The sequence below is a fragment of the Cupriavidus sp. SW-Y-13 genome (genome assembly GCF_009793345.1).
GTDB lineage: Bacteria > Pseudomonadota > Gammaproteobacteria > Burkholderiales > Burkholderiaceae > Cupriavidus.
Genome location: NZ_WHLX01000001.1, coordinates 960,189 through 979,535, shown reverse-complemented (window position 1 = coordinate 979,535; position 19,347 = coordinate 960,189). Strand labels below are relative to the sequence as shown.

At 62.0% G+C, this 19,347-nt stretch carries 18 protein-coding genes and 1 tRNA gene; all 19 read right to left on the bottom strand.

All coding sequences use genetic code 11. The annotated features are described in order from the left end of the window. Positions 1–4 precede the first annotated feature (4 nt). The 19 genes from GA566_RS04485 to rpsO all read right to left on the bottom strand — a co-directional run bounded on the left by GA566_RS04485 (position 5) and on the right by rpsO (position 19,321). The gene (locus GA566_RS04485; protein ID WP_137923024.1) at positions 5–1,471 is read right to left on the bottom strand and encodes an NADH-quinone oxidoreductase subunit M; all 1,467 of its coding nucleotides are present in this window, start codon (positions 1,469–1,471) and stop codon (positions 5–7) included. Between the two features lie 27 nt (positions 1,472–1,498). Continuing rightward, the gene (gene nuoL, locus GA566_RS04480) at positions 1,499–3,589 is read right to left on the bottom strand and encodes an NADH-quinone oxidoreductase subunit L (RefSeq protein ID WP_160471771.1); all 2,091 of its coding nucleotides are present in this window, start codon (positions 3,587–3,589) and stop codon (positions 1,499–1,501) included. A gap of 59 nt (positions 3,590–3,648) precedes the next feature. After that, positions 3,649–3,954 (bottom strand): NADH-quinone oxidoreductase subunit NuoK, encoded by a 306-nt coding sequence (nuoK, locus tag GA566_RS04475; RefSeq protein ID WP_029050842.1) that lies wholly within the window; start codon positions 3,952–3,954, stop codon positions 3,649–3,651. 16 nt (positions 3,955–3,970) lie between these two features. After that, complete coding sequence (locus GA566_RS04470; RefSeq protein WP_137923022.1) at positions 3,971–4,612, bottom strand: NADH-quinone oxidoreductase subunit J; 642 nt, start codon at positions 4,610–4,612, stop codon at positions 3,971–3,973. Positions 4,613–4,773: 161 nt separating this feature from the next. Further along, entirely contained in the window at positions 4,774–5,265 is a 492-nt protein-coding gene (gene nuoI / locus GA566_RS04465; protein WP_137923021.1) for an NADH-quinone oxidoreductase subunit NuoI, read from the bottom strand. A 71-nt stretch (positions 5,266–5,336) separates the two neighbouring features. Beyond that, the gene (nuoH, locus tag GA566_RS04460; protein WP_137923020.1) at positions 5,337–6,401 is read right to left on the bottom strand and encodes an NADH-quinone oxidoreductase subunit NuoH; all 1,065 of its coding nucleotides are present in this window, start codon (positions 6,399–6,401) and stop codon (positions 5,337–5,339) included. Between the two features lie 18 nt (positions 6,402–6,419). Continuing rightward, positions 6,420–8,789 carry an NADH-quinone oxidoreductase subunit NuoG gene (gene nuoG / locus GA566_RS04455; RefSeq protein ID WP_137923019.1) on the bottom strand — a complete coding sequence of 790 codons (2,370 nt, stop codon included), beginning with the start codon at positions 8,787–8,789 and terminating at the stop codon, positions 6,420–6,422. Positions 8,790–8,802: 13 nt separating this feature from the next. Next, complete coding sequence (gene nuoF, locus GA566_RS04450; protein WP_137923018.1) at positions 8,803–10,098, bottom strand: NADH-quinone oxidoreductase subunit NuoF; 1,296 nt, start codon at positions 10,096–10,098, stop codon at positions 8,803–8,805. A gap of 1 nt (position 10,099) precedes the next feature. Beyond that, positions 10,100–10,600 carry an NADH-quinone oxidoreductase subunit NuoE gene (gene nuoE, locus GA566_RS04445; protein WP_160471769.1) on the bottom strand — a complete coding sequence of 167 codons (501 nt, stop codon included), beginning with the start codon at positions 10,598–10,600 and terminating at the stop codon, positions 10,100–10,102. Between the two features lie 221 nt (positions 10,601–10,821). After that, entirely contained in the window at positions 10,822–12,075 is a 1,254-nt protein-coding gene (locus tag GA566_RS04440; RefSeq protein WP_160471768.1) for an NADH-quinone oxidoreductase subunit D, read from the bottom strand. Between the two features lie 10 nt (positions 12,076–12,085). Continuing rightward, positions 12,086–12,685, bottom strand: coding sequence for an NADH-quinone oxidoreductase subunit C (locus tag GA566_RS04435; protein WP_137923015.1), 600 nt, complete (start codon positions 12,683–12,685; stop codon positions 12,086–12,088). A gap of 1 nt (position 12,686) precedes the next feature. Continuing rightward, positions 12,687–13,169, bottom strand: a complete 483-nt coding sequence (locus tag GA566_RS04430; protein WP_008643342.1) for an NADH-quinone oxidoreductase subunit B family protein — start codon at positions 13,167–13,169, stop codon at positions 12,687–12,689. A gap of 6 nt (positions 13,170–13,175) precedes the next feature. Then, positions 13,176–13,535: an NADH-quinone oxidoreductase subunit A gene (locus tag GA566_RS04425; RefSeq protein WP_137923014.1), complete on the bottom strand. Its 360-nt coding sequence runs from the start codon at positions 13,533–13,535 to the stop codon at positions 13,176–13,178. A 178-nt stretch (positions 13,536–13,713) separates the two neighbouring features. Next, positions 13,714–13,798: transfer RNA gene (locus GA566_RS04420), tRNA-Leu, on the bottom strand. Positions 13,799–14,007: 209 nt separating this feature from the next. Next, positions 14,008–14,370, bottom strand: a complete 363-nt coding sequence (gene secG / locus GA566_RS04415) for a preprotein translocase subunit SecG (protein ID WP_137923013.1) — start codon at positions 14,368–14,370, stop codon at positions 14,008–14,010. A gap of 50 nt (positions 14,371–14,420) precedes the next feature. Beyond that, positions 14,421–15,158, bottom strand: a complete 738-nt coding sequence (gene tpiA / locus GA566_RS04410) for a triose-phosphate isomerase (protein ID WP_137923012.1) — start codon at positions 15,156–15,158, stop codon at positions 14,421–14,423. A 122-nt stretch (positions 15,159–15,280) separates the two neighbouring features. Continuing rightward, a complete protein-coding gene (locus GA566_RS04405; protein WP_160471766.1) occupies positions 15,281–16,285 on the bottom strand; it encodes an NAD(P)H-quinone oxidoreductase in 1,005 nt (334 codons plus the stop codon). 143 nt (positions 16,286–16,428) lie between these two features. Beyond that, positions 16,429–18,588, bottom strand: a complete 2,160-nt coding sequence (gene pnp, locus GA566_RS04400) for a polyribonucleotide nucleotidyltransferase (RefSeq protein ID WP_160471764.1) — start codon at positions 18,586–18,588, stop codon at positions 16,429–16,431. Positions 18,589–19,051: 463 nt separating this feature from the next. Further along, positions 19,052–19,321, bottom strand: coding sequence for a 30S ribosomal protein S15 (gene rpsO, locus GA566_RS04395; RefSeq protein WP_137923009.1), 270 nt, complete (start codon positions 19,319–19,321; stop codon positions 19,052–19,054). Positions 19,322–19,347: the final 26 nt, after the last annotated feature.

The window sequence follows — 19,347 nt, the reverse complement described above, 5'->3', positions numbered from 1 at the left end:
CCGCTTACAGCTTGGACTGTGCCACGTGGGACAGCAGGTTCACCACCGATGCGTGCATCACGTCGGTGAAGGGTTTCGGGTACAAGCCCATATACAGCGTCAGGATGGCCAGCAGACCCAGCATCACGAACTCACGCTTGTTCAGGTCCAGCAGTTCGCGCACATGCTCGTGGACGATGTCGCCGAAGATCACGCGCTTGACCATCCACAGCGAGTACGCCGCGCCCAGGATCAGGGCCGTGGCAGCCAGCAGGCCAATCCAGAAGTTGAACTTGACCGCGCCGAGGATAACCATGAACTCGCCCACGAAGCCCGACGTCGCCGGCAGGCCGCAGTTGGCCATGGCGAAGAACACCGAGAACGCCGCGAACTTCGGCATCACATTCACCACACCGCCGTAATCGGCGATCTGGCGCGAGTGCACGCGGTCATACAGCACGCCGATACACAGGAACATGGCACCCGAGATGAAACCGTGCGAGATCATCTGCACGATACCGCCTTCGATACCGATGTCATTGAAGATGAAGAAACCGAGCGTCACGAAACCCATGTGGGCAATCGACGAGTACGCCACCAGCTTCTTCATGTCCGCCTGGACCAGTGCCACGAGACCGATGTAGATCACCGCGATCAGCGAGATCGTGATGATGAACGGTGCCATGTAGTGGCTGGCGTCCGGTGCGATCGGCAGCGAGAACCGCAGGAAACCGTACGCACCCAGCTTCAGCATGATCGCGGCCAGCACGACGGAGCCACCGGTCGGTGCTTCCACGTGCGCGTCCGGCAGCCAGGTATGCACCGGCCACATCGGCACCTTCACGGCAAAGGCCATGAAGAACGCGAGGAAGATCAGGATCTGCTCTTCGAACGACAACTTGGCCTGGTGCCAGGTCAGGATGTCGAACGTACCGGTCTTGTTGTACAGGTAAAGCAGTGCAACCAGCGTCAGCAGCGAGCCCAGCAGCGTATAGAGGAAGAACTTGAACGCAGCGTACACGCGGTTCGGACCACCCCACACACCGATGATGATGTACATCGGGATCAGCGTGGCTTCGAAGAACACGTAGAACAGCATGCCGTCCAGCGCGCAGAACACGCCGATCATCAGGCCGGACAGGATCAGGAACGCGGCCATGTACTCGGCCACGCGCTCGGTGATCACCTCCCAGGCCGAGATCACGACGATCACGGTGATGAACGCGGTCAGGACCACGAACCACATCGAGATGCCGTCCACCCCGAGGTGATAGGCGATGTTGAAGCGCTCGATCCAGTTCGCCTGCTCGACGAACTGCATCGCAGCCGTGGACGTATCGAAGTGAAGGACCAGCGGCAGCGTGACGACGAAGCTGGCGATGGCGCCGAACAACGACATCCAGCGCACGAAGCACTTGCTGTTGTCGGAGCCGAACATCAATACCAGCAGGCCGAAGAAGATAGGCAGCCAGATTGCGAAAGACAGAACCATTTCTTTGTTTTCCTTACTTGGTGCCTATCACTTGGTGCCTATCACGCCAGTGACCGTCAGCGTCAGGAGCACCAGCATGCCGAGGATCATCGCAAAAGCGTAATGGTAGATGTAGCCAGACTGGATGTAGCGGCTGGCTGCGGCAAACGATGCCACCACGCGGGCCGAACCATTGACGAACAGTCCGTCAATGAAGCTCTGGTCGCCGCCCTTCCACAGGCCCGTACCCAGCAGGCGTGCGCCACGGGCGAACACGGCCTGGTTGAATGCGTCCATGTAGTACTTGTTGTCCAGCAGCGTGTAGATGCCCGAGAAGCGTTGCTTGATGGCAGCCGGAATGTCCGGGCGCTTCATGTAGAAGAACCACGAGAGCACCACACCGGCAATGGCCAGCCACAGCACCGGGGTCTGCAGCGAGTGGATCGCCATCGGCACCCAGCCATGGAACATTTCTTCCAGTTCCTTCATGGCGTGATGGTTCTCGCCGACGAAGATCACGTCCTTGAACGCCACACCGTGTTTGAAGAACTCGCCGAACAGCATCGGCTCGATCGCGATGGCACCGATGATGACCGACGGAATGGCCAGCAGCACCAGCGGCAGCGTCACCACCCACGGCGACTCGTGCGGCTTTTCGCCAGCGGCCAGGCCATGGTGATGGTCGTCGTGCGCATCTTCATCATCGTGATGATCGTCGTGACCGTGGCCGTGCGCGTCAGCCTTGCCCCAGCGCTCTTCCCCGTGGAACACCAGGAAGTACATGCGGAACGAGTAGAACGCGGTCACGAACACGCCAGCCAGCACGGCGAAGTACGCGAAGCCAGAACCCGCCAGATGCGACTCGGCCACTGCCTCGATGATCGAATCCTTCGAGTAGAAGCCCGAGAAGAAAGGCGTACCAATCAGCGCCAGCGAACCCACCAGCGACGTGATCCACGTGATGGGCATGTACTTGCGCAGGCCGCCCATGTTGCGGATGTCCTGATCGTGGTGCATGCCGATGATCACCGAACCCGCGCCGAGGAACAGCAGCGCCTTGAAGAACGCGTGGGTCATCAGGTGGAACACGGCCACCGAGTAGGCCGAGGCGCCCAGCGCCACGGTCATGTAGCCCAGCTGCGACAGCGTGGAGTAAGCCACGACACGCTTGATGTCGTTCTGGATGACGCCCAGGAAGCCCATGAACAGCGCGGTGATCGCGCCGATGACCAGGATGAACGACAGCGCGGTGTCCGACAGTTCGAACAGCGGCGACATGCGCGACACCATGAAGATGCCGGCGGTCACCATGGTTGCCGCGTGAATCAGTGCCGAGATCGGGGTCGGGCCTTCCATCGAGTCAGGCAGCCAGACGTGCAGCGGGAACTGTGCCGACTTGCCCATCGCGCCGATGAACAGGCAGATGCAGGCAACGGTGATCATCAGCCAGTCGGTGCCCGGGAAGATCACTGCGGCCAGTTGCTCGCGCTGGGCGAACACGTCCGTGTAGTTCATGCTGCCGCTGTACGCCAGCAGCAGGCCAATACCGAGGATGAAGCCGAAGTCGCCCACGCGGTTGACCAGGAACGCCTTCATGTTCGCGAAGATCGCGGTCGGACGCGTGTACCAGAAACCGATCAGCAGGTACGAGACCAGGCCCACAGCTTCCCAGCCGAAGAACAGCTGCAGGAAGTTGTTGCTCATCACCAGCATCAGCATCGAGAAGGTGAACAGCGAGATGTAGGCGAAGAATCGGTTGTAGCCGGGGTCACCCTGCATGTAGCCGACGGTGTAGATGTGCACCATCAGCGAGACGAAGGTGACAACGACCATCATCATCGCGGTCAGCGAATCGACCAGGAAGCCGACTTCCAGCTTCAGCGTGCCGATCGTCATCCATTCGTACACGGTGGCGTTGTAGCCCGCGCCGTCCATGACGTCACGCAGCACCAGCAGCGAGAGCACGAACGCGATGGCCACGCCGAGGATGGTCGCCGTGTGAGCCGCGATCCGGCCGCCGCGCGTCTCGGATGAGAACGTGCCGAAAAACTTGGTACCGAACAGGCCGGCTATAGCAGCGCCGGCGAGCGGCGCCAGCGGAATCGCCAGCAGCAGGTTGGGGTTGAGCGTGGTTGCCATAGGACGCTTATTGGTGTGCGGTCAGGGAGCAGTCTTGGTTCTTGTCGAGGACGTTCATGTCAGCCCTTGAGGGTATCCATGTCGTCGACGTTGATCGTGTCCAGGTTACGGAACAGCACGACCAGGATTGCCAGACCGATTGCCGACTCGGCGGCGGCCACCGTAAGGATGAAGAAAACGAAAACCTGTCCGGCCAGGTCGCCCATGTAATGCGAGAAGGCGACAAAGTTCATGTTGACCGCAAGCAACATCAGTTCGAGTGCCATCAGCAGCACGATGACGTTCTTGCGGTTCAGGAAGATGCCAACGATGCTGATCGCAAACAGGATGGCACCGAGCACGAGGAAGTGGGCGAGAGACAACACAGCGAATTCTCCGGGCTTAGTTCTTGTTGGCGGAAGCCGCGGCGTCCGCTTCGGCCCGGCCCTCGGCCGGCATTTTCACCATGCGCACGCGCTCGTCGCGACGCACGCGCAGCTGGGCGCCCACGTCCTGCGCCTTCACGTCCTTGCGGCGGCGCAGCGTCAGGGCCACGGCGGCAATGATCGCCACCAGCAGGATGATGCCGGCCACTTCGAAAGCGTAGATGTAGTCGGTGTAGATCAGCTTGCCCAGTGCCGCAGTGTTCGAGTAGTTCGGGTCTTGCGAGCCGGCTGCCGCCACTGCGTTCGTGGTGCCGATGAAGTTGCGCACCAGCACGATCGCCATTTCGGCAATGATCAGCGCGCCCACGATCGAGGCCATCGGTACGTAGGTCCAGAAATCGCGGCGCAGGTGTTCGATGTCGATATCGATCATCATCACCACGAACAGGAACAGCACCATCACCGCGCCGACGTAGACCAGCACCAGCAGGATGGCAAGGAACTCTGCCTTCAGGATCATCCAGATCGCCGCGGCCGTGAAGAACGCGAGGACGAGGAACAGTGCCGAATGCACCGGGTTCTTCGCCGTGATGACTTTCAGTGCGGATAGCACCAGCACCAGGGCAAAGGCATAGAAGATGGCTGTCGTGAGTTCCATGGTCCTTATCGGATCCTCTCTGGGCCGCGCTGCCCGGGCTTCCCGTGACGGGTCGCCTGCATGCCGCGCGGCATCCTTCCGTTGGCCCCTTGCGGGACCGATTCAATGTCGTTGGCAGGGTGCATCGCCATTGGCGACTGCCCCGCCCTGCTTCAATCTGCTTAGCGGTACTTCGCGTCCGCAGCCTTGGCCGCCGCGATCTGCGGTTCGTAGCGGTCGCCCACGGCCAGCAGCATGTCCTTGGTGAAGTACAGGTCGCCGCGCTTCTCGCCGTGGTACTCGAGAATGTGCGTTTCGACGACCGCGTCCACCGGGCAGGCTTCCTCGCAGAAACCGCAGAAAATGCACTTGGTCAGATCGATGTCGTAGCGCGTGGTGCGGCGGGTGCCGTCGTTACGCACATCCGATTCGATCGTGATGGCCATGGCCGGGCACACCGCTTCGCACAGCTTGCATGCGATGCAACGCTCTTCCCCATTGGGATAGCGACGCAGTGCGTGCAGGCCGCGGAAACGCGGCGACATCGGCGTTTTCTCTTCCGGGAACTGGACGGTGATCTTCCGGGCGAAGAGATAGCGGCCGGTCAGTGCCATGCCCTTGAAGAGTTCCTTCAGGAGCAGGCTGTTGAAGAAGTCCTTGATGGCGAGCAGCATGACGATTGCTTCCTAAGTATTTCCGCGCGGCGCGCCCTGCCCCATCGGGCGGCGCGCCGTCGCCAGACCCATCAGGGCCAGATGTTCCACGGCGACTTGATCCAGATCGCCACAATGATCAGCCACGCCACGGTCAGCGGAATGAAGATCTTCCAGCCCAGACGCATGATCTGGTCATAGCGGTAACGCGGGAACGACGCACGGATCCAGATGAAGACCGACAGCAGCAGGAATACCTTGAACACGAGCCAGAAGAAGCCCGGGATCGCATTGGTGATCACGCTCGAGAACGGCGGTGCCCAGCCTCCGAGGAACATCAGCGAGGTCATCGTCGAGATGATGATCATGTTGATGTATTCGGCCAGGAAGAACAGCGCGAACGTCATGCCCGAGTACTCGATCATGTGGCCGGCCACGATTTCCGATTCGCCTTCCACCACGTCGAACGGGTGGCGGTTCGTTTCGGCAACGCCCGAGATGAAGTACACCAGGAACATCGGCAGCAGCGGCAGCCAGTTCCACGACAGCGCGTTGATGCCCATGTTCGCGAAGTAGCCGGTGTTCTGGCTGTTCACGATGGCCGACAGGTTCAGGCTGCCGGAGACCATCAGCACGGTCACCAGCGCGAAGCCCATCGCGATTTCGTACGACACCATCTGCGCAGCAGCGCGCATGGCACCGATGAACGCATACTTGGAATTCGACGCCCAGCCAGCCAGGATCACGCCATAGACGCCCACCGAGCTGATGGCCATCACGTACAGCAGACCGGCGTTCACGTCGGCCATCACCACTTCGGCCTGGAACGGAATCACGGCCCAGACTGCCACCGCGGGCATCAGCACCATCAGCGGCGCCACCAGGTACATGCCCCGGTTCACCATCGACGGGAACATGACTTCCTTGAGCAGCAGCTTCAGCACGTCGGCAATCGGCTGCAGCAGGCCCAGCGGACCCACGCGGTTCGGGCCGATACGGACGTGCATCCAGCCGATCAGCTTGCGTTCCCAGAGAATCAGGTAAGCCACGCACAGCAGCACCGGCACGACGATGACCACGGCACGGACCAGGATCCAGATCAGCGTCCAGGCGCTGCCGAAGATGGCCTGGCCTTGCGAGGTAATGAGATCGATCATGTAGCTCTCTCGCTCTTCTTATACGGTCGCCGTCGCGGGCGCATTCTGCCCGGCCGACAGGTCGATGGCTTTTTCCACGGCGACGTTGCCGAACAGCGCACCCAGCGTCGCGGCAGCCACGGTAGCGGCAGGCACGCGCACGGTGTTCGCCGGCAGCGTCTTTTCCAGCGCCGCGGGCAGCACCACACTGGCGCCATCCTGCGTCACGCGCACCGGGTCACCGGCCTGCACGCCCAGCTTATCGAACAGGTCCTGCGACAGCGCCACCTGCATCGCACGGCGCGCGGCCGCGGTCAGTTGCAGCGATTCGGCACGACGCACGATCGGATCGGCGTGGTAAATCGGCACATCGGCAATGCGCTCGATACCGTTGGCGGCGGCTGCCGTCACGCGAATCGGTGCATCGGTGGCGTTGTTCAGTTGATCCGCGACCAGCTTCGTCAGCGCGGCATCGCGCACGGCTTCGGCGGTCTCGAATTCGAAACCCGGCACGTCCAGCAGGTTGCCCAGCACGCGCAGCACCTTCCAGCCCGGACGCGTTTCACCCAGCGCACGTACCACGCCGTTGAAGCTCTGGGCACGGCCCTCGGCATTCACGAACGTGCCAGCGGTTTCGCTGAACGGTGCGATCGGGAGAATCACGTCTGCATACTGCAGTGCGGCGTCCGAACGGAACGGCGACAGCACCACGACCGTACCGGCCTGCTGCAGCGCGGCCAGGGACTTGCGGGCATCGGCCGAATCAAATTCCGGCTCGGCGTTCAGCACGATGTAAGCGCGGCGCGGCGTATCCAGCATCGCCTGCGCATTGGCACCACCCTGCTGCGGCAGCGCACCGGCGATGTAACCGCCGACGGTGTTGGCAGCTTCGGTCAGGAAGCCCAGCGTTGCGCCCGTTTCCGTGGCGATCCACTGTGCCAGCGCGTGCAGCGCCGAGAATTGCGGGTGACGCACGGCTTCGTTGCCGAGGAACACGGCACGGCGCTCGCCCGACATCAGCGAATCGGCAGCCGCCTTGGCAGCGTCGCCACCATCGAAACCATCGGTGCCAGCCGGAGCGGCCACTCCCTTGGCGGTGGCCACGGCGCGGGCGATACCTGCCAGCGCGGCGGTCCAGCCCGACGGTGCCACGTCGATACGTGCGGCCGTCATCAGCAGATCTTCACCGCCAGCGCCCAGCACGGTAACGCGGGCACCCTTCTTGACAGCCTGACGCAGACGCGAGGCCAGCAGCGGCTGGTCCTTGCGCAGCGAGGCGCCGATAACCAGCGCGCGTTGCAGCGTGGTCACATCAGCGACCGGCATGCCGAGCCACGGCGCGCCCTTCACTGCTGCCGAGAAATCAGTCTGACGCAGGCGGAAGTCGATATTGTCGCTGCCCAGGCCACGCACGAGCTTGCCCAGCAGGAACAGCTCTTCGAGCGTGCTGTGCGGGCTGGCGATGGCGGCGATCTGGTCGGCGCCATGGTCACGCTTGATGCTGGCGAGACCATTTGCCACGTATTCGAGCGCGGTCTGCCAATCCGTTTCCATCCACTGGTTGCCCTGCTTGAGCATCGGGCGGGTCAGACGGTCAGCGCTGTTCAGGCCTTCGTAGGCGAAGCGGTCCTTGTCCGAGATCCAGCATTCGTTGACCTCTTCGTTTTCCAGCGGCACCACGCGCATCACACGTTGGTTCTTGGTCTGGATCACGAGGTTCGCACCCACGCCATCGTGCGGCGACACCGACTTGCGGCGTGCCAGTTCCCACGTACGGGCCGAGTAGCGGAACGGCTTGCTGGTCAGCGCGCCAACCGGGCACAGGTCGATCATGTTGCCGGACAGTTCCGAATCCACAGTCTGACCGACGAACGTCGTGATTTCCGAGTGCTCGCCACGGTTCAGCATGCCCAGTTCCATCACGCCGGCCACTTCCTGGCCGAAACGCACGCAACGGGTGCAGTGGATGCAGCGGGTCATCTCCTCCATGGAGATCAGCGGGCCCACGTTCTTGTGGAACACCACGCGCTTTTCTTCCTTGTAGCGCGACTCCGATGCACCATAACCCACGGCCAGATCCTGCAACTGGCATTCGCCGCCCTGATCGCAGATCGGGCAGTCGAGCGGGTGGTTGATCAGAAGGAATTCCATCACGGACTTCTGGGCCTTGACGGCCTTTTCAGAGTTCGTGAACACCTTCATGCCTGGCGTCACCGGGGTGGCGCAGGCGGGCAGCGCCTTGGGCGCCTTTTCCACTTCGACCAGACACATGCGGCAGTTCGCCGCGATGGACAGTTTGCGGTGGTAGCAGAAGTGGGGGATGTACGTGCCCAGCTTGCGGGCCGCTTCCATCACGAGGCTGCCTTCCGCAACCTCTACCTTCTTGCCGTCGATCTCGAGTTCAACCATGTTCTGCCACGCTTCAGGAATGGGCCGGGACCATGCACTGCTTGTGTTCGACGTGATACTCGAACTCTTTCCAGTAGTGCTTGAGCATGCCGCGTACCGGCATCGCCGCGGCATCGCCGAGTGCGCAAATCGTGCGACCCATGATGTTTTCCGCGACGTTATTGAGCAGGTCCAGATCTTCCTGGCGGCCTTCTCCGTGTTCAATGCGATTGACCATGCGATAGAGCCAGCCGGTGCCTTCACGGCACGGCGTGCACTGGCCGCACGATTCTTCAAAATAGAAATACGACAGACGCAACAGCGACTTGACCATGCAGCGCGTCTCGTCCATGACGATCACGGCGCCCGAACCCAGCATCGAGCCGGCCTTGGCAATCGAATCGTAGTCCATGGTCGAGGCCATCATCAGGTCCGCCGGCACCACCGGCGCCGACGATCCACCCGGGATCACCGCCTTCAGTGCCTTGCCGCCGCGCATGCCGCCCGCCAGCTCCAGCAACGTGGAGAACGGCGTACCCAGCGGAATCTCGTAGTTGCCCGGACGCTCGACGTCACCGGAAATCGAGAAGATCTTGGTGCCGCCATTGTTCGGCTTGCCGATCTTCAGGTACTCCTCGGGGCCGACTTCCAGCAGGAACGGCACCGCGGCGAACGTCTCGGTGTTGTTGATCGTGGTCGGCTTGCCATACAGGCCGAAGCTCGCCGGGAAAGGCGGCTTGAAGCGCGGCTGGCCTTTCTTGCCTTCCAGCGATTCGAGCAGCGCCGTTTCCTCGCCGCAGATGTACGCGCCATAGCCATGGTGCGCATGCAGCTGGAAGTCGAAGCCCGAACCCAGGATGTTGTCGCCCAGGAAACCGGCGCGGCGCGCCTCTTCGAGGGCTTCCTCGAAGATCTTGTATTCGTTCCAGATCTCGCCGTGGATGTAGTTGTAACCCACGGTGATACCCATCGCATACGCGCCGATGGCCATGCCTTCGATCAGCGAATGCGGGTTGTAGCGGATGATGTCGCGATCCTTGAACGTGCCCGGCTCGCCCTCGTCGGTATTGCAGACGAGGTACTTCTGCCCCGGGAACGTACGCGGCATGAAGCTCCACTTCAGGCCGGTCGGGAAGCCCGCACCGCCGCGGCCACGCAGGCCCGATGCCTTGACGTCCGCGATGACCTGCTCGGGGGGCACCTTGCCCTCGAGAATGCGGCGCAGCTGCTTGTAGCCGCCGCGCGCGACGTAGTCCTCGAGGTGCCAGTTCTTGCCGTCCAGGCCAGCCAGGATCAGCGGCTTGATGTGACGGTCGTGCAGAGAGGTCATGTTACTTGTCCCCCTTGGCGGCGGCTTCTGCCTTGAGCTCGTCGACGAGTTCGTCGAGTTTTGCATCGCTCATGAAGCTGCACATGCGGGTGTTGTTGACGATCATCACCGGCGCATCGCCGCAAGCGCCCATGCACTCGCCTTCCTTCAGCGTGAAGCAGGCGTCGGCGGTCGTCTCGTTGTAGTCGATCCCGAGCTTGCGCTTCAGGTATTCGCCCGCCCGGTCGCCGCCAGACAGCGCGCAAGGCAGGTTCGTGCAGACGGTGAGCTTGTACTTGCCCACCGGCTTGGTGTCATACATGTTGTAGAACGTGGCCACCTCTTCCACCCACACGGGCGGCATGTCCAGGTAGCTGGCGACGAACTGCATGACATCGGGGGAAACCCAGCCCACTTCGCCCTGGGCCACGGCGAGTGCCGCCATCACGGCCGACTGTTTCTGGTCGGTCGGATATTTCGCGATCGCGCGATCGATTTCCTTGAGAGCTTCTGCTGATAGCATGGTCATTGCAGTAATACGGCAGAGCCGCGCGTTTGGCGCCACTCCACTGGTTTGCAGCCGTCGCTGCCATGTTCTGCCGGCCCGGACGCCTGAAGCGTCCTCGCCGATCCGTTGCAGGCACCGCCTGCCGCCACCGCTACCGCCGGGGCCGGCCGAACACGCCCGGATCGTCGTCCGGGCAACGGCCTGTGACGGGATACTTGCCGGTTACCGGGTATCCCTTAGCGGTCGATCTCGCCGAACACGATGTCCTGCGTACCGATGATCGTGACCGCGTCCGCAATCATGTGTCCCCTGGCCATCTCGTCGAGCGCGGCCAGGTGTGCATAGCCGGGAGCGCGGATCTTCAGGCGGTACGGCTTGTTCGCACCGTCGGAAATCGCATAGATCCCGAACTCGCCCTTCGGATGTTCCACCGCTGCGTAAGCCTCGCCCGGCGGCACGTGCATGCCTTCGGTAAAGAGCTTGAAGTGGTGGATCAACTCTTCCATGTTCGACTTCATGTCCACCCGCGACGGCGGTGCCACCTTGTGGTTCTCGGTGATCACCGGACCCGGGTTGCGACGCAGCCAGTCGATACACTGCTTGATGATCCGGTTCGACTGGCGCATCTCTTCCACGCGCACCAGGTAACGCGAATAGCAGTCACCGGCCGTGCCCACGGGGATGTCGAAGTCGAGCTGGTCGTACACTTCGTACGGCTGCTTCTTGCGCAGATCCCACTCGATACCCGAACCGCGCAGCATCGGACCGGTAAAGCCCATCTGCAGCGCACGCTCCGGCGTCACCACGCCGATATCCACAAGACGTTGCTTCCAGATACGGTTATCGGTCAGCAGCGTCTCATATTCATCGACATATGTCGGAAAACGGTTCGTGAAGTCCTCGATGAAGTCCAGCAACGAGCCCGAACGGGCGTCGTTCATCACCTTGATGGCCTTCTCGTTGTGCACCTTGGACGCACGATATTGCGGCATCGTGTCAGGCAGGTCACGGTAGACGCCGCCCGGACGGTAGTAGGCCGCGTGCATGCGCGCGCCCGACACCGCCTCGTACATGTCGAACATGTCCTCGCGCTCGCGGAACGCGTAGAGGAACACCGCCATCGCGCCCACGTCGAGTGCGTGCGAGCCGATCCACATCAGGTGGTTCAGCAGGCGGGTGATTTCGTCGAACATCACGCGGATGTACTGCGCGCGAACCGGCACCTCGAGGCCCAGCAGGCGCTCGATTGCCATCACGTAGGCGTGTTCGTTGACCATCATCGACACGTAGTCGAGGCGGTCCATGTAGGGAACGTTCTGGATCCAGGTCTTCTGCTCGGCCAGCTTTTCAGTGGCACGGTGCAGCAGGCCGATGTGGGGATCGGCGCGCTGGATGACTTCGCCATCCAGCTCAAGCACCAGGCGCAGCACGCCGTGGGCTGCTGGGTGTTGGGGGCCGAAGTTGAGTGTGTAGTTCTTGATATCTGCCATGACGCCGTTCTCAGTGCTGCGTGCCGCCGTATGCGTCCTCGCGAATCACGCGCGGCGTGATTTCGCGCGGTTCGATCGTCACCGGCTGGTAGATGACCCGCTTCTGTTCCGGGTCGTAACGCATTTCCACGTAACCCGAGACCGGGAAGTCCTTGCGGAACGGATGGCCGACGAAACCATAGTCGGTCAGGATGCGGCGCAAGTCGTTGTGGCCTTCGAACACGATGCCGTAGAAGTCGAACGCTTCGCGCTCGAACCAGTTCACGGAATTCCAGACATCGTTGAGCGACGGCAGCACCGGCATGTCATCGTCCGGCGCGAACACACGCAGGCGCAGACGCCAGTTGTGCGTCACCGAAAGCAGGTGCGTGACCGCGGCAAAGCGCGGGCCGGCCCAGGTGCCTTCGGCATATTCGGAATAGTCCACGCCGCACAGGTCGACGGCCTGTTCGAAGCGAAGCGACGGATCATCGCGCAGCATCAGGGCCGCTTCGAGATAGTCGGCAGCCTTCACGACCAGCGTCAGTTCGCCGACTGCCTCGCTCAGGCTCTGGATACGCTTGCCCAGCACCTTCTCGAGCGCAGCCTTGAGGGTATCGAGTTTCGCCATGTCAGCCCTTGCGCGCGATGGTGTTGGTGCGCTTGATCTTGTTCTGCAGCTGGATCACACCGTAGATCAGCGCTTCCGCCGTCGGCGGGCAGCCCGGAACATAGATATCGACCGGCACGATGCGATCGCAGCCACGCACCACCGAATACGAGTAGTGGTAGTAGCCGCCGCCATTGGCGCACGAGCCCATCGAGATTACCCAGCGCGGTTCCGCCATCTGGTCATAGACCTTGCGCAGCGCGGGCGCCATCTTGTTGCATAGCGTACCGGCCACGATCATCACGTCCGACTGACGCGGCGACGGGCGGAAAATCACGCCGAAACGGTCCATGTCGTAGCGGGCGGCGCCGGCGTGCATCATTTCCACTGCACAGCAGGCCAGACCGAAAGTCATGGGCCAAAGGGAACCCGTACGGGTCCAGTTGATCAGCTTGTCAGCGGTCGTCGTGACAAAGCCTTCATTGAGAACGCCTTCGATTGCCATTTCACATCACTCCCAATCGAGCGCGCCCTTTTTCCAGATGTAGACGAAGCCCACGATGAATTCCAGCAGAAACACGCCCATGGCGATGAATCCCGGCCAGCCGATGTCCTTGAGGGCAACGCCCCAGGGAAACAGGAAGGCAGTTTCGAGATCGAACAGGATAAACAGGATGGCGATGAGGTAATAGCGCACGTCGAACTTCATGCGCGCATCCTCGAACGCTTCGAAACCGCACTCGTAGGGAGAGAGCTTCGCTGCGTCAGGCTTGTAGGGACCGAGGATCCGACCGATGGACATCAGTACTCCACCGAGCACGATGCCAAAGAGGATAAAGACGAGGACGGGGAAGTAGGCTTCGAGAGTCAAGGTACGGCCAGCCTTATCTGGAATGTTGTCAACAGCACCAGCTAGCGGCGACCTGTTGCCCACCCCAGGCGCCATCCCGTCATAGCTACGGCGCCGCCTTGCGGACTGCCGGACAGTCCATGCAATCCCTCCGCATTGCTGCATCAATGGGAATGCACGAACTTCCGATCAAGTTTTTTGGTGCCGACGGCGAGACTCGAACTCGCACAGCTTTCGCCACTACCCCCTCAAGATAGCGTGTCTACCAATTTCACCACGTCGGCTGGGGGAGAAACAATATTGCCTTGCGCCGGGTTTTTCAGGCCCTACGAAGCTGGGTCAGAAGAGTCTTTCCTCTGGCTTTCGCCCCGCGCTGGGGAATCGTTTCAAGCCTTGCATTCTAACTCATGATTCCTGATTTGTTCAATGCACAACCACAAATAAAATCAGGAATCCGCGAACTCAGTGTTCGATTATTGCGCAGACTTAGCGCTTACTTCGGTACTGCGGGACCAGCGGGTGCCGACGCGCCATTGGCTGCCGGTGCCGAGGCAGCAGGCGCGGACGCCGCTGCCGGTTGTTGTGCCGCGCCCATGACGCCAAGCGAGGCCTGCGGCTTGTAGTTGCCAAGCAACGTCAGTCCCAGCGTACACACGAAAAACAGCGCCGCGAGGACGGCCGTGGTACGCGACAGGAAGTTGGCCGAGCCCGAGGCGCCGAACAGACTGCCCGACGCACCGGAACCGAACGCCGCGCCGACGTCCGCACCCTTGCCATGCTGCAGCAGGACGAGGCCGATCACGCCTAGCGCGGACAGGACCTGCACAACGACCAACAAAGTCTTGAAGATTGCCATTTGGTTAAATTCGTTTCGTACTTGCCTGATCAGACAGTCGCATCCGGCATTCAGGCTTTGCCGATAGCGAGGAAATCATCCGCCTTCAGCGAGGCACCCCCAATGAGGCCCCCGTCGATATCGGACATCGAAAACAGTTCGACGGCATTGTCGGGCTTCACGCTGCCGCCGTACAGGATGGCCATACGCTCAGCCACAGCCACGTTCTTCGCCGCCACCTGGGCGCGCAGCGCCGCGTGTACGGCCTGCGCCTGGTCGCTCGAAGCGGTCTTGCCCGTGCCGATCGCCCAGACAGGCTCATAGGCCAGAACGATCTTGCCAAGCTGGTCGATAGACAACGCATCGAGCACAGCCTGCAGTTGACGACCCACTACCGCTTCGGTCTGGCCGGCTTCGCGCTCGGCCAGCGTCTCACCGACACAGACCACAGGCACGATGCCCGATTCCAGCGCACGCAGCGCCTTGGCAGCAACGGCCGCATCGGATTCGCCGTGATACGTGCGGCGCTCCGAATGGCCCACCAGCACATAGGTGCAACCGAACTCGCTCAGCATCGGTGCCGCGACTTCGCCAGTAAAGGCGCCGCGCGTCTCGGCCGACACATCCTGAGCACCCCAGGCCACCTGGGAACCCGTGAGCAGCGACTGGCACTGGGCAAGATAGGGGAACGGTGCGCAAACCGCCAGTTTCGCCTTGGCGGGTGCTGCCTTGATACCTTCGAGCAAAGCCGCGTTGGCGGCCAGGCTGCCGTGCATCTTCCAATTGCCGATGACCAGCTTTTGTCTCACAACGGTCTCCCCCTTGAATCAAACCCGCTATTGTAGCGTGGTCAAGGGGGTGCCGCCAGCAGCGGGCAGACAATTGCGGAAGACGCCACGCCGGGCAGCACCGCCGGCGTGGCACCGCACGCTTACCAGGTAAGCACGATCTTGCCGATATGCTCGCTCGACTCCATCAGCCGATGGGCGTCGGCCGCCTGCTCCGCAGGGAACACCTTGTGGATGACGGGCTTGATCTTGCCGGCAGCCAGCAGCGGCCAGACGTTATGGTGCAACGCTTGCGCAATGGCGCCCTTGAACGAAGCCGGACGCGGACGCAGCGTGGAACCTGTGATCGTGATCCGGCGACGCAGGATATCGCCCAGCGGAATCTCGGCCTTGCTGCCACCGAGCAGCGCGATGATGACGATGCGGCCGTCGTCGGCAATGCACGACAGTTCGCGCGCCAGATACGAGCCCGCCACCATGTCGAGGATCACGTCGACGCCCTTGCCTTCGGTCAACGCCTTGACCTCGGCCACGAAATCCTGCGTCTTGTAGTTGATCGCGTGGTCGGCACCCAGGTCTACGCATGCCTTGCACTTGTCATCGCTGCCTGCCGTGACCAGGACCTTGAAGCCCATCGCCTTGGCAACCTGGATGGCCGTTGTGCCGATGCCGCTCGAACCGCCCTGGATCAGCAGCGTCTCGGCCGCGCCGCGCGGACCCTTGCCGAGCAGGCCACGATCGAACACGTTGCTCCACACCGTGAAAAACGTCTCGGGCAATGCGGCAGCCTCGATATCGCTGAGACCTTCTGGAACCGGCAGGCACTGCTCGATCGGCGCGGTGCACAGCTCGGCGTAACCGCCGCCCTGGACCAGCGCGCACACGCGATCACCCGCCTTGAGGCCGAAACGATTGGCGGGGTTCGACAGGTCACCGCCCACCACTACGCCTGCCACTTCCAGGCCCGGCAGATCGGATGCGCCCGGCGGCACGGGATAGTTGCCGGTGCGCTGGAATACGTCGGGGCGATTGATGCCTGCCGCCGCAACGCGGATCAGGATCTCGCCGGCCTTCGGCTCCGGGTCGGGGCGCTGGGCGGGTTGCAGGACCTCTGGGCCGCCGTACTCGCGGATCTCGATGGCTTTCATGATGACTCCTCATTAATGGCGATGTCGATGCGCACGCGGACTTCTGCGCGCAGCATGCAGGAAATGGCTGAGCGGCAGTGTAAACAAAAAAGCGGCTGGACATCGCCAGCCGCTTTCATCGGTATCGCTACCTCGGGATCAGCTTACTGCTGCTGTTCCGGCGAGGTCGGTGCATCGCCTTGCGGGTTGATCGGGCTGATGCTGCCGCCCTCTTCCGCCAGTGCTGCCTTCAGCGACAGACGCAGGCGACCCTTTTCGTCGGCCTGGATCAGCTTCACGCGAACCTGCTGGCCTTCCTTCAGCCAGTCCTTGATGTCCTTCACGCGCTCGTTGACGATCTCCGAGATATGGAGCAGACCGTCCTTGCCCGGCAGGATGTTCACGATGGCGCCGAAGTCCAGCAGCTTCAGCACGGTGCCCGGGTAGATCTTGCCCACTTCGGCTTCCGCGGTGATGCCTTCGATACGACGCTTGGCTTCAGCCATGCCTTCGTTGGAGGTCGACGCAATGGTGATCGTGCCGTCTTCCTGGATGTCGATGGACGTGCCCGTTTCCTTGGTCAGCGCCTGGATCGTCGAACCACCCTTGCCGATCACTTCGCGGATCTTGTCCGGATGGATCTTCATCGTGATCATGCGCGGAGCGTGTGCCGACAGTTCCGTGCGGGCATGGCCCATGGCGTCCTGCATCTTGCCCAGGATGTGCATGCGGCCTTCGCGCGCCTGCGCCAGTGCCACCTGCATGATTTCCTTGGTGATGCCCTGCACCTTGATGTCCATCTGCAGCGCGGTGATACCAGCATCGGTACCTGCAACCTTGAAGTCCATGTCGCCCAGGTGATCTTCATCGCCCAGGATGTCGGTCAGCACGGCAAACTTGTTGCCTTCCAGGATCAGGCCCATGGCCACACCGGCCACGTGCGCCTTCACCGGAACGCCGGCGTCCATCAGTGCCAGGCAGCCGCCGCAGACCGAAGCCATCGACGACGAACCGTTCGACTCGGTGATTTCCGAGACCAGGCGGATCGTGTATGCGAACTCGTCTTCCTTCGGCAGCACCGGGATCAGTGCGCGCTTGGCCAGACGGCCATGGCCGATTTCACGGCGCTTCGGGCTACCCACGCGACCCGTTTCGCCAGTGGCGAACGGAGGCATGTTGTAGTGGAGCATGAAGCGGTCGCGGTACTCGCCAGCCAGCGCATCGATGATCTGCTCATCGCTGCGGGTGCCCAGCGTGGCCACGGCCAGTGCCTGGGTTTCGCCACGCGTGAACAGCGACGAACCGTGGGCGCGCGGCAGCACCGACGAGCGGATCTCGATCGGGCGCACCGTGCGCGTGTCGCGGCCGTCGATACGCGGCTCGCCGGCCAGGATCTGGCCACGGACGATCTTCGCTTCGAGGTCGAACAGGATGTTGCCGACTTCCACCTTCTCGGCTTCCACACCGGCTTCGGCCAGCTTCGTCTGCACCGAGGCGTAGATTTCCTTGAGCTTGGCGCTGCGTGCCGACTTCTGGCGCAGTTGATAGGCTTCCTGCAGCAGCGGCAGGCCGATCTCGCCGACCTTGGCGATCAGGGCTTCGTTCTTGGCTGCCGGTGCCCAATCCCACTCGGGACGGCCGCCTTCGCGCACGAGTTCGTGGATCGCGTTGATGGCGATCTGCGATTGCTCATGGCCGTACACCACACCACCCAGCATGATCTCTTCCGACAGCTGGTTGGCTTCCGATTCCACCATCAGCACGGCGCGCTCGGTACCGGCGACGATGAGGTCCATTTCCGACGTGGCGATCTGCGGGCGGGTCGGGTTCAGCAGGTACTGGCCGTCCTTGTAACCCACGCGGGCAGCGCCCACCGGACCATTGAACGGAATGCCCGACACGGCCAGCGCGGCCGACGAAGCGATCAGGGCCGGGATGTCGGCCGGCACTTCCGGGTTGATCGACAGCACGTGGATCACCACCTGCACGTCGTTATAGAAACCTTCCGGGAACAGCGGACGCAGCGGACGGTCGATCAGGCGCGACGTCAGCGTTTCGTTTTCCGACGGACGGCCTTCACGCTTGAAGAAACCACCGGGGATCTTGCCTGCTGCGTAGGTCTTCTCGATGTAGTCGACGGTCAGCGGGAAGAAGTCCTGGCCCGCCTTCGGGCTCTTGGCTGCCACCACGGTGGCCAGCACCACGGTGTCTTCGATGTCGACGATCACTGCGCCAGACGCCTGGCGGGCGATTTCGCCAGTTTCCATGCGGACCTTGTGCTGGCCCCACTGGAATTCCTTGACGATCTTGTTGAACATGGTCATGAGCGTTCCTTGATTACTTGCTTTGCCGGCCGTCAATACTGATACGGCCAGCTGGCGCCTGCGCTCGCAGCGGCAGGCGAACTGCCGGAGTCGCTCCGGACCTCAGTCTCAGGGAAGTGCTATGCCATTCCATCGCGCCACCGTCCGCATTCTGACGATGTACTACGCGATGGAATGACACAAAACCCCGTTTCCTTGGCCGGCTCCGGTGTCACGATGCTTGGAAAAGCACGATAAAGAGCGAGGTAACTTACTCCGTCGCACCGTGGGATGCAACGGCGCCAGGCCCTGTCGCCCAGCCAAATAGTGCAGCAAAGATTACATCAACACTAGCCGGGCACCAGCAAACGCCCGACCAGAAAAGCAAAATGCCTGCCTCAGCATTGCTGACGCAGGCATTGCGGCCTCACGTGAAATCGTGCGCAAACAGCTTTCGCAGGATTCGTGCTGCCATCCGCAGACCTTACTTGCGCAGGCCCAGGGCTTCGATCAGGGCGCGGTAACGATCAGCGTCGTTGGCCTTGAGGTAGTCCAGCAGACGGCGACGACGGCTCACCATGCGCAGCAGACCGCGGCGGCTGTGGTGATCCTTCATGTTGGCCTTGAAGTGGGGGGTCAGTTCGTTGATGCGGGTGGTCAGCAGAGCGACCTGGACTTCGGGGCTACCCGTGTCGTTGGCGCCGCGGGCGAACTTCTGAATGACTTCAGTCTTGTTGATGTTGGCAAATGCCATGATGATTTCCCTTGACTTGCGAACGC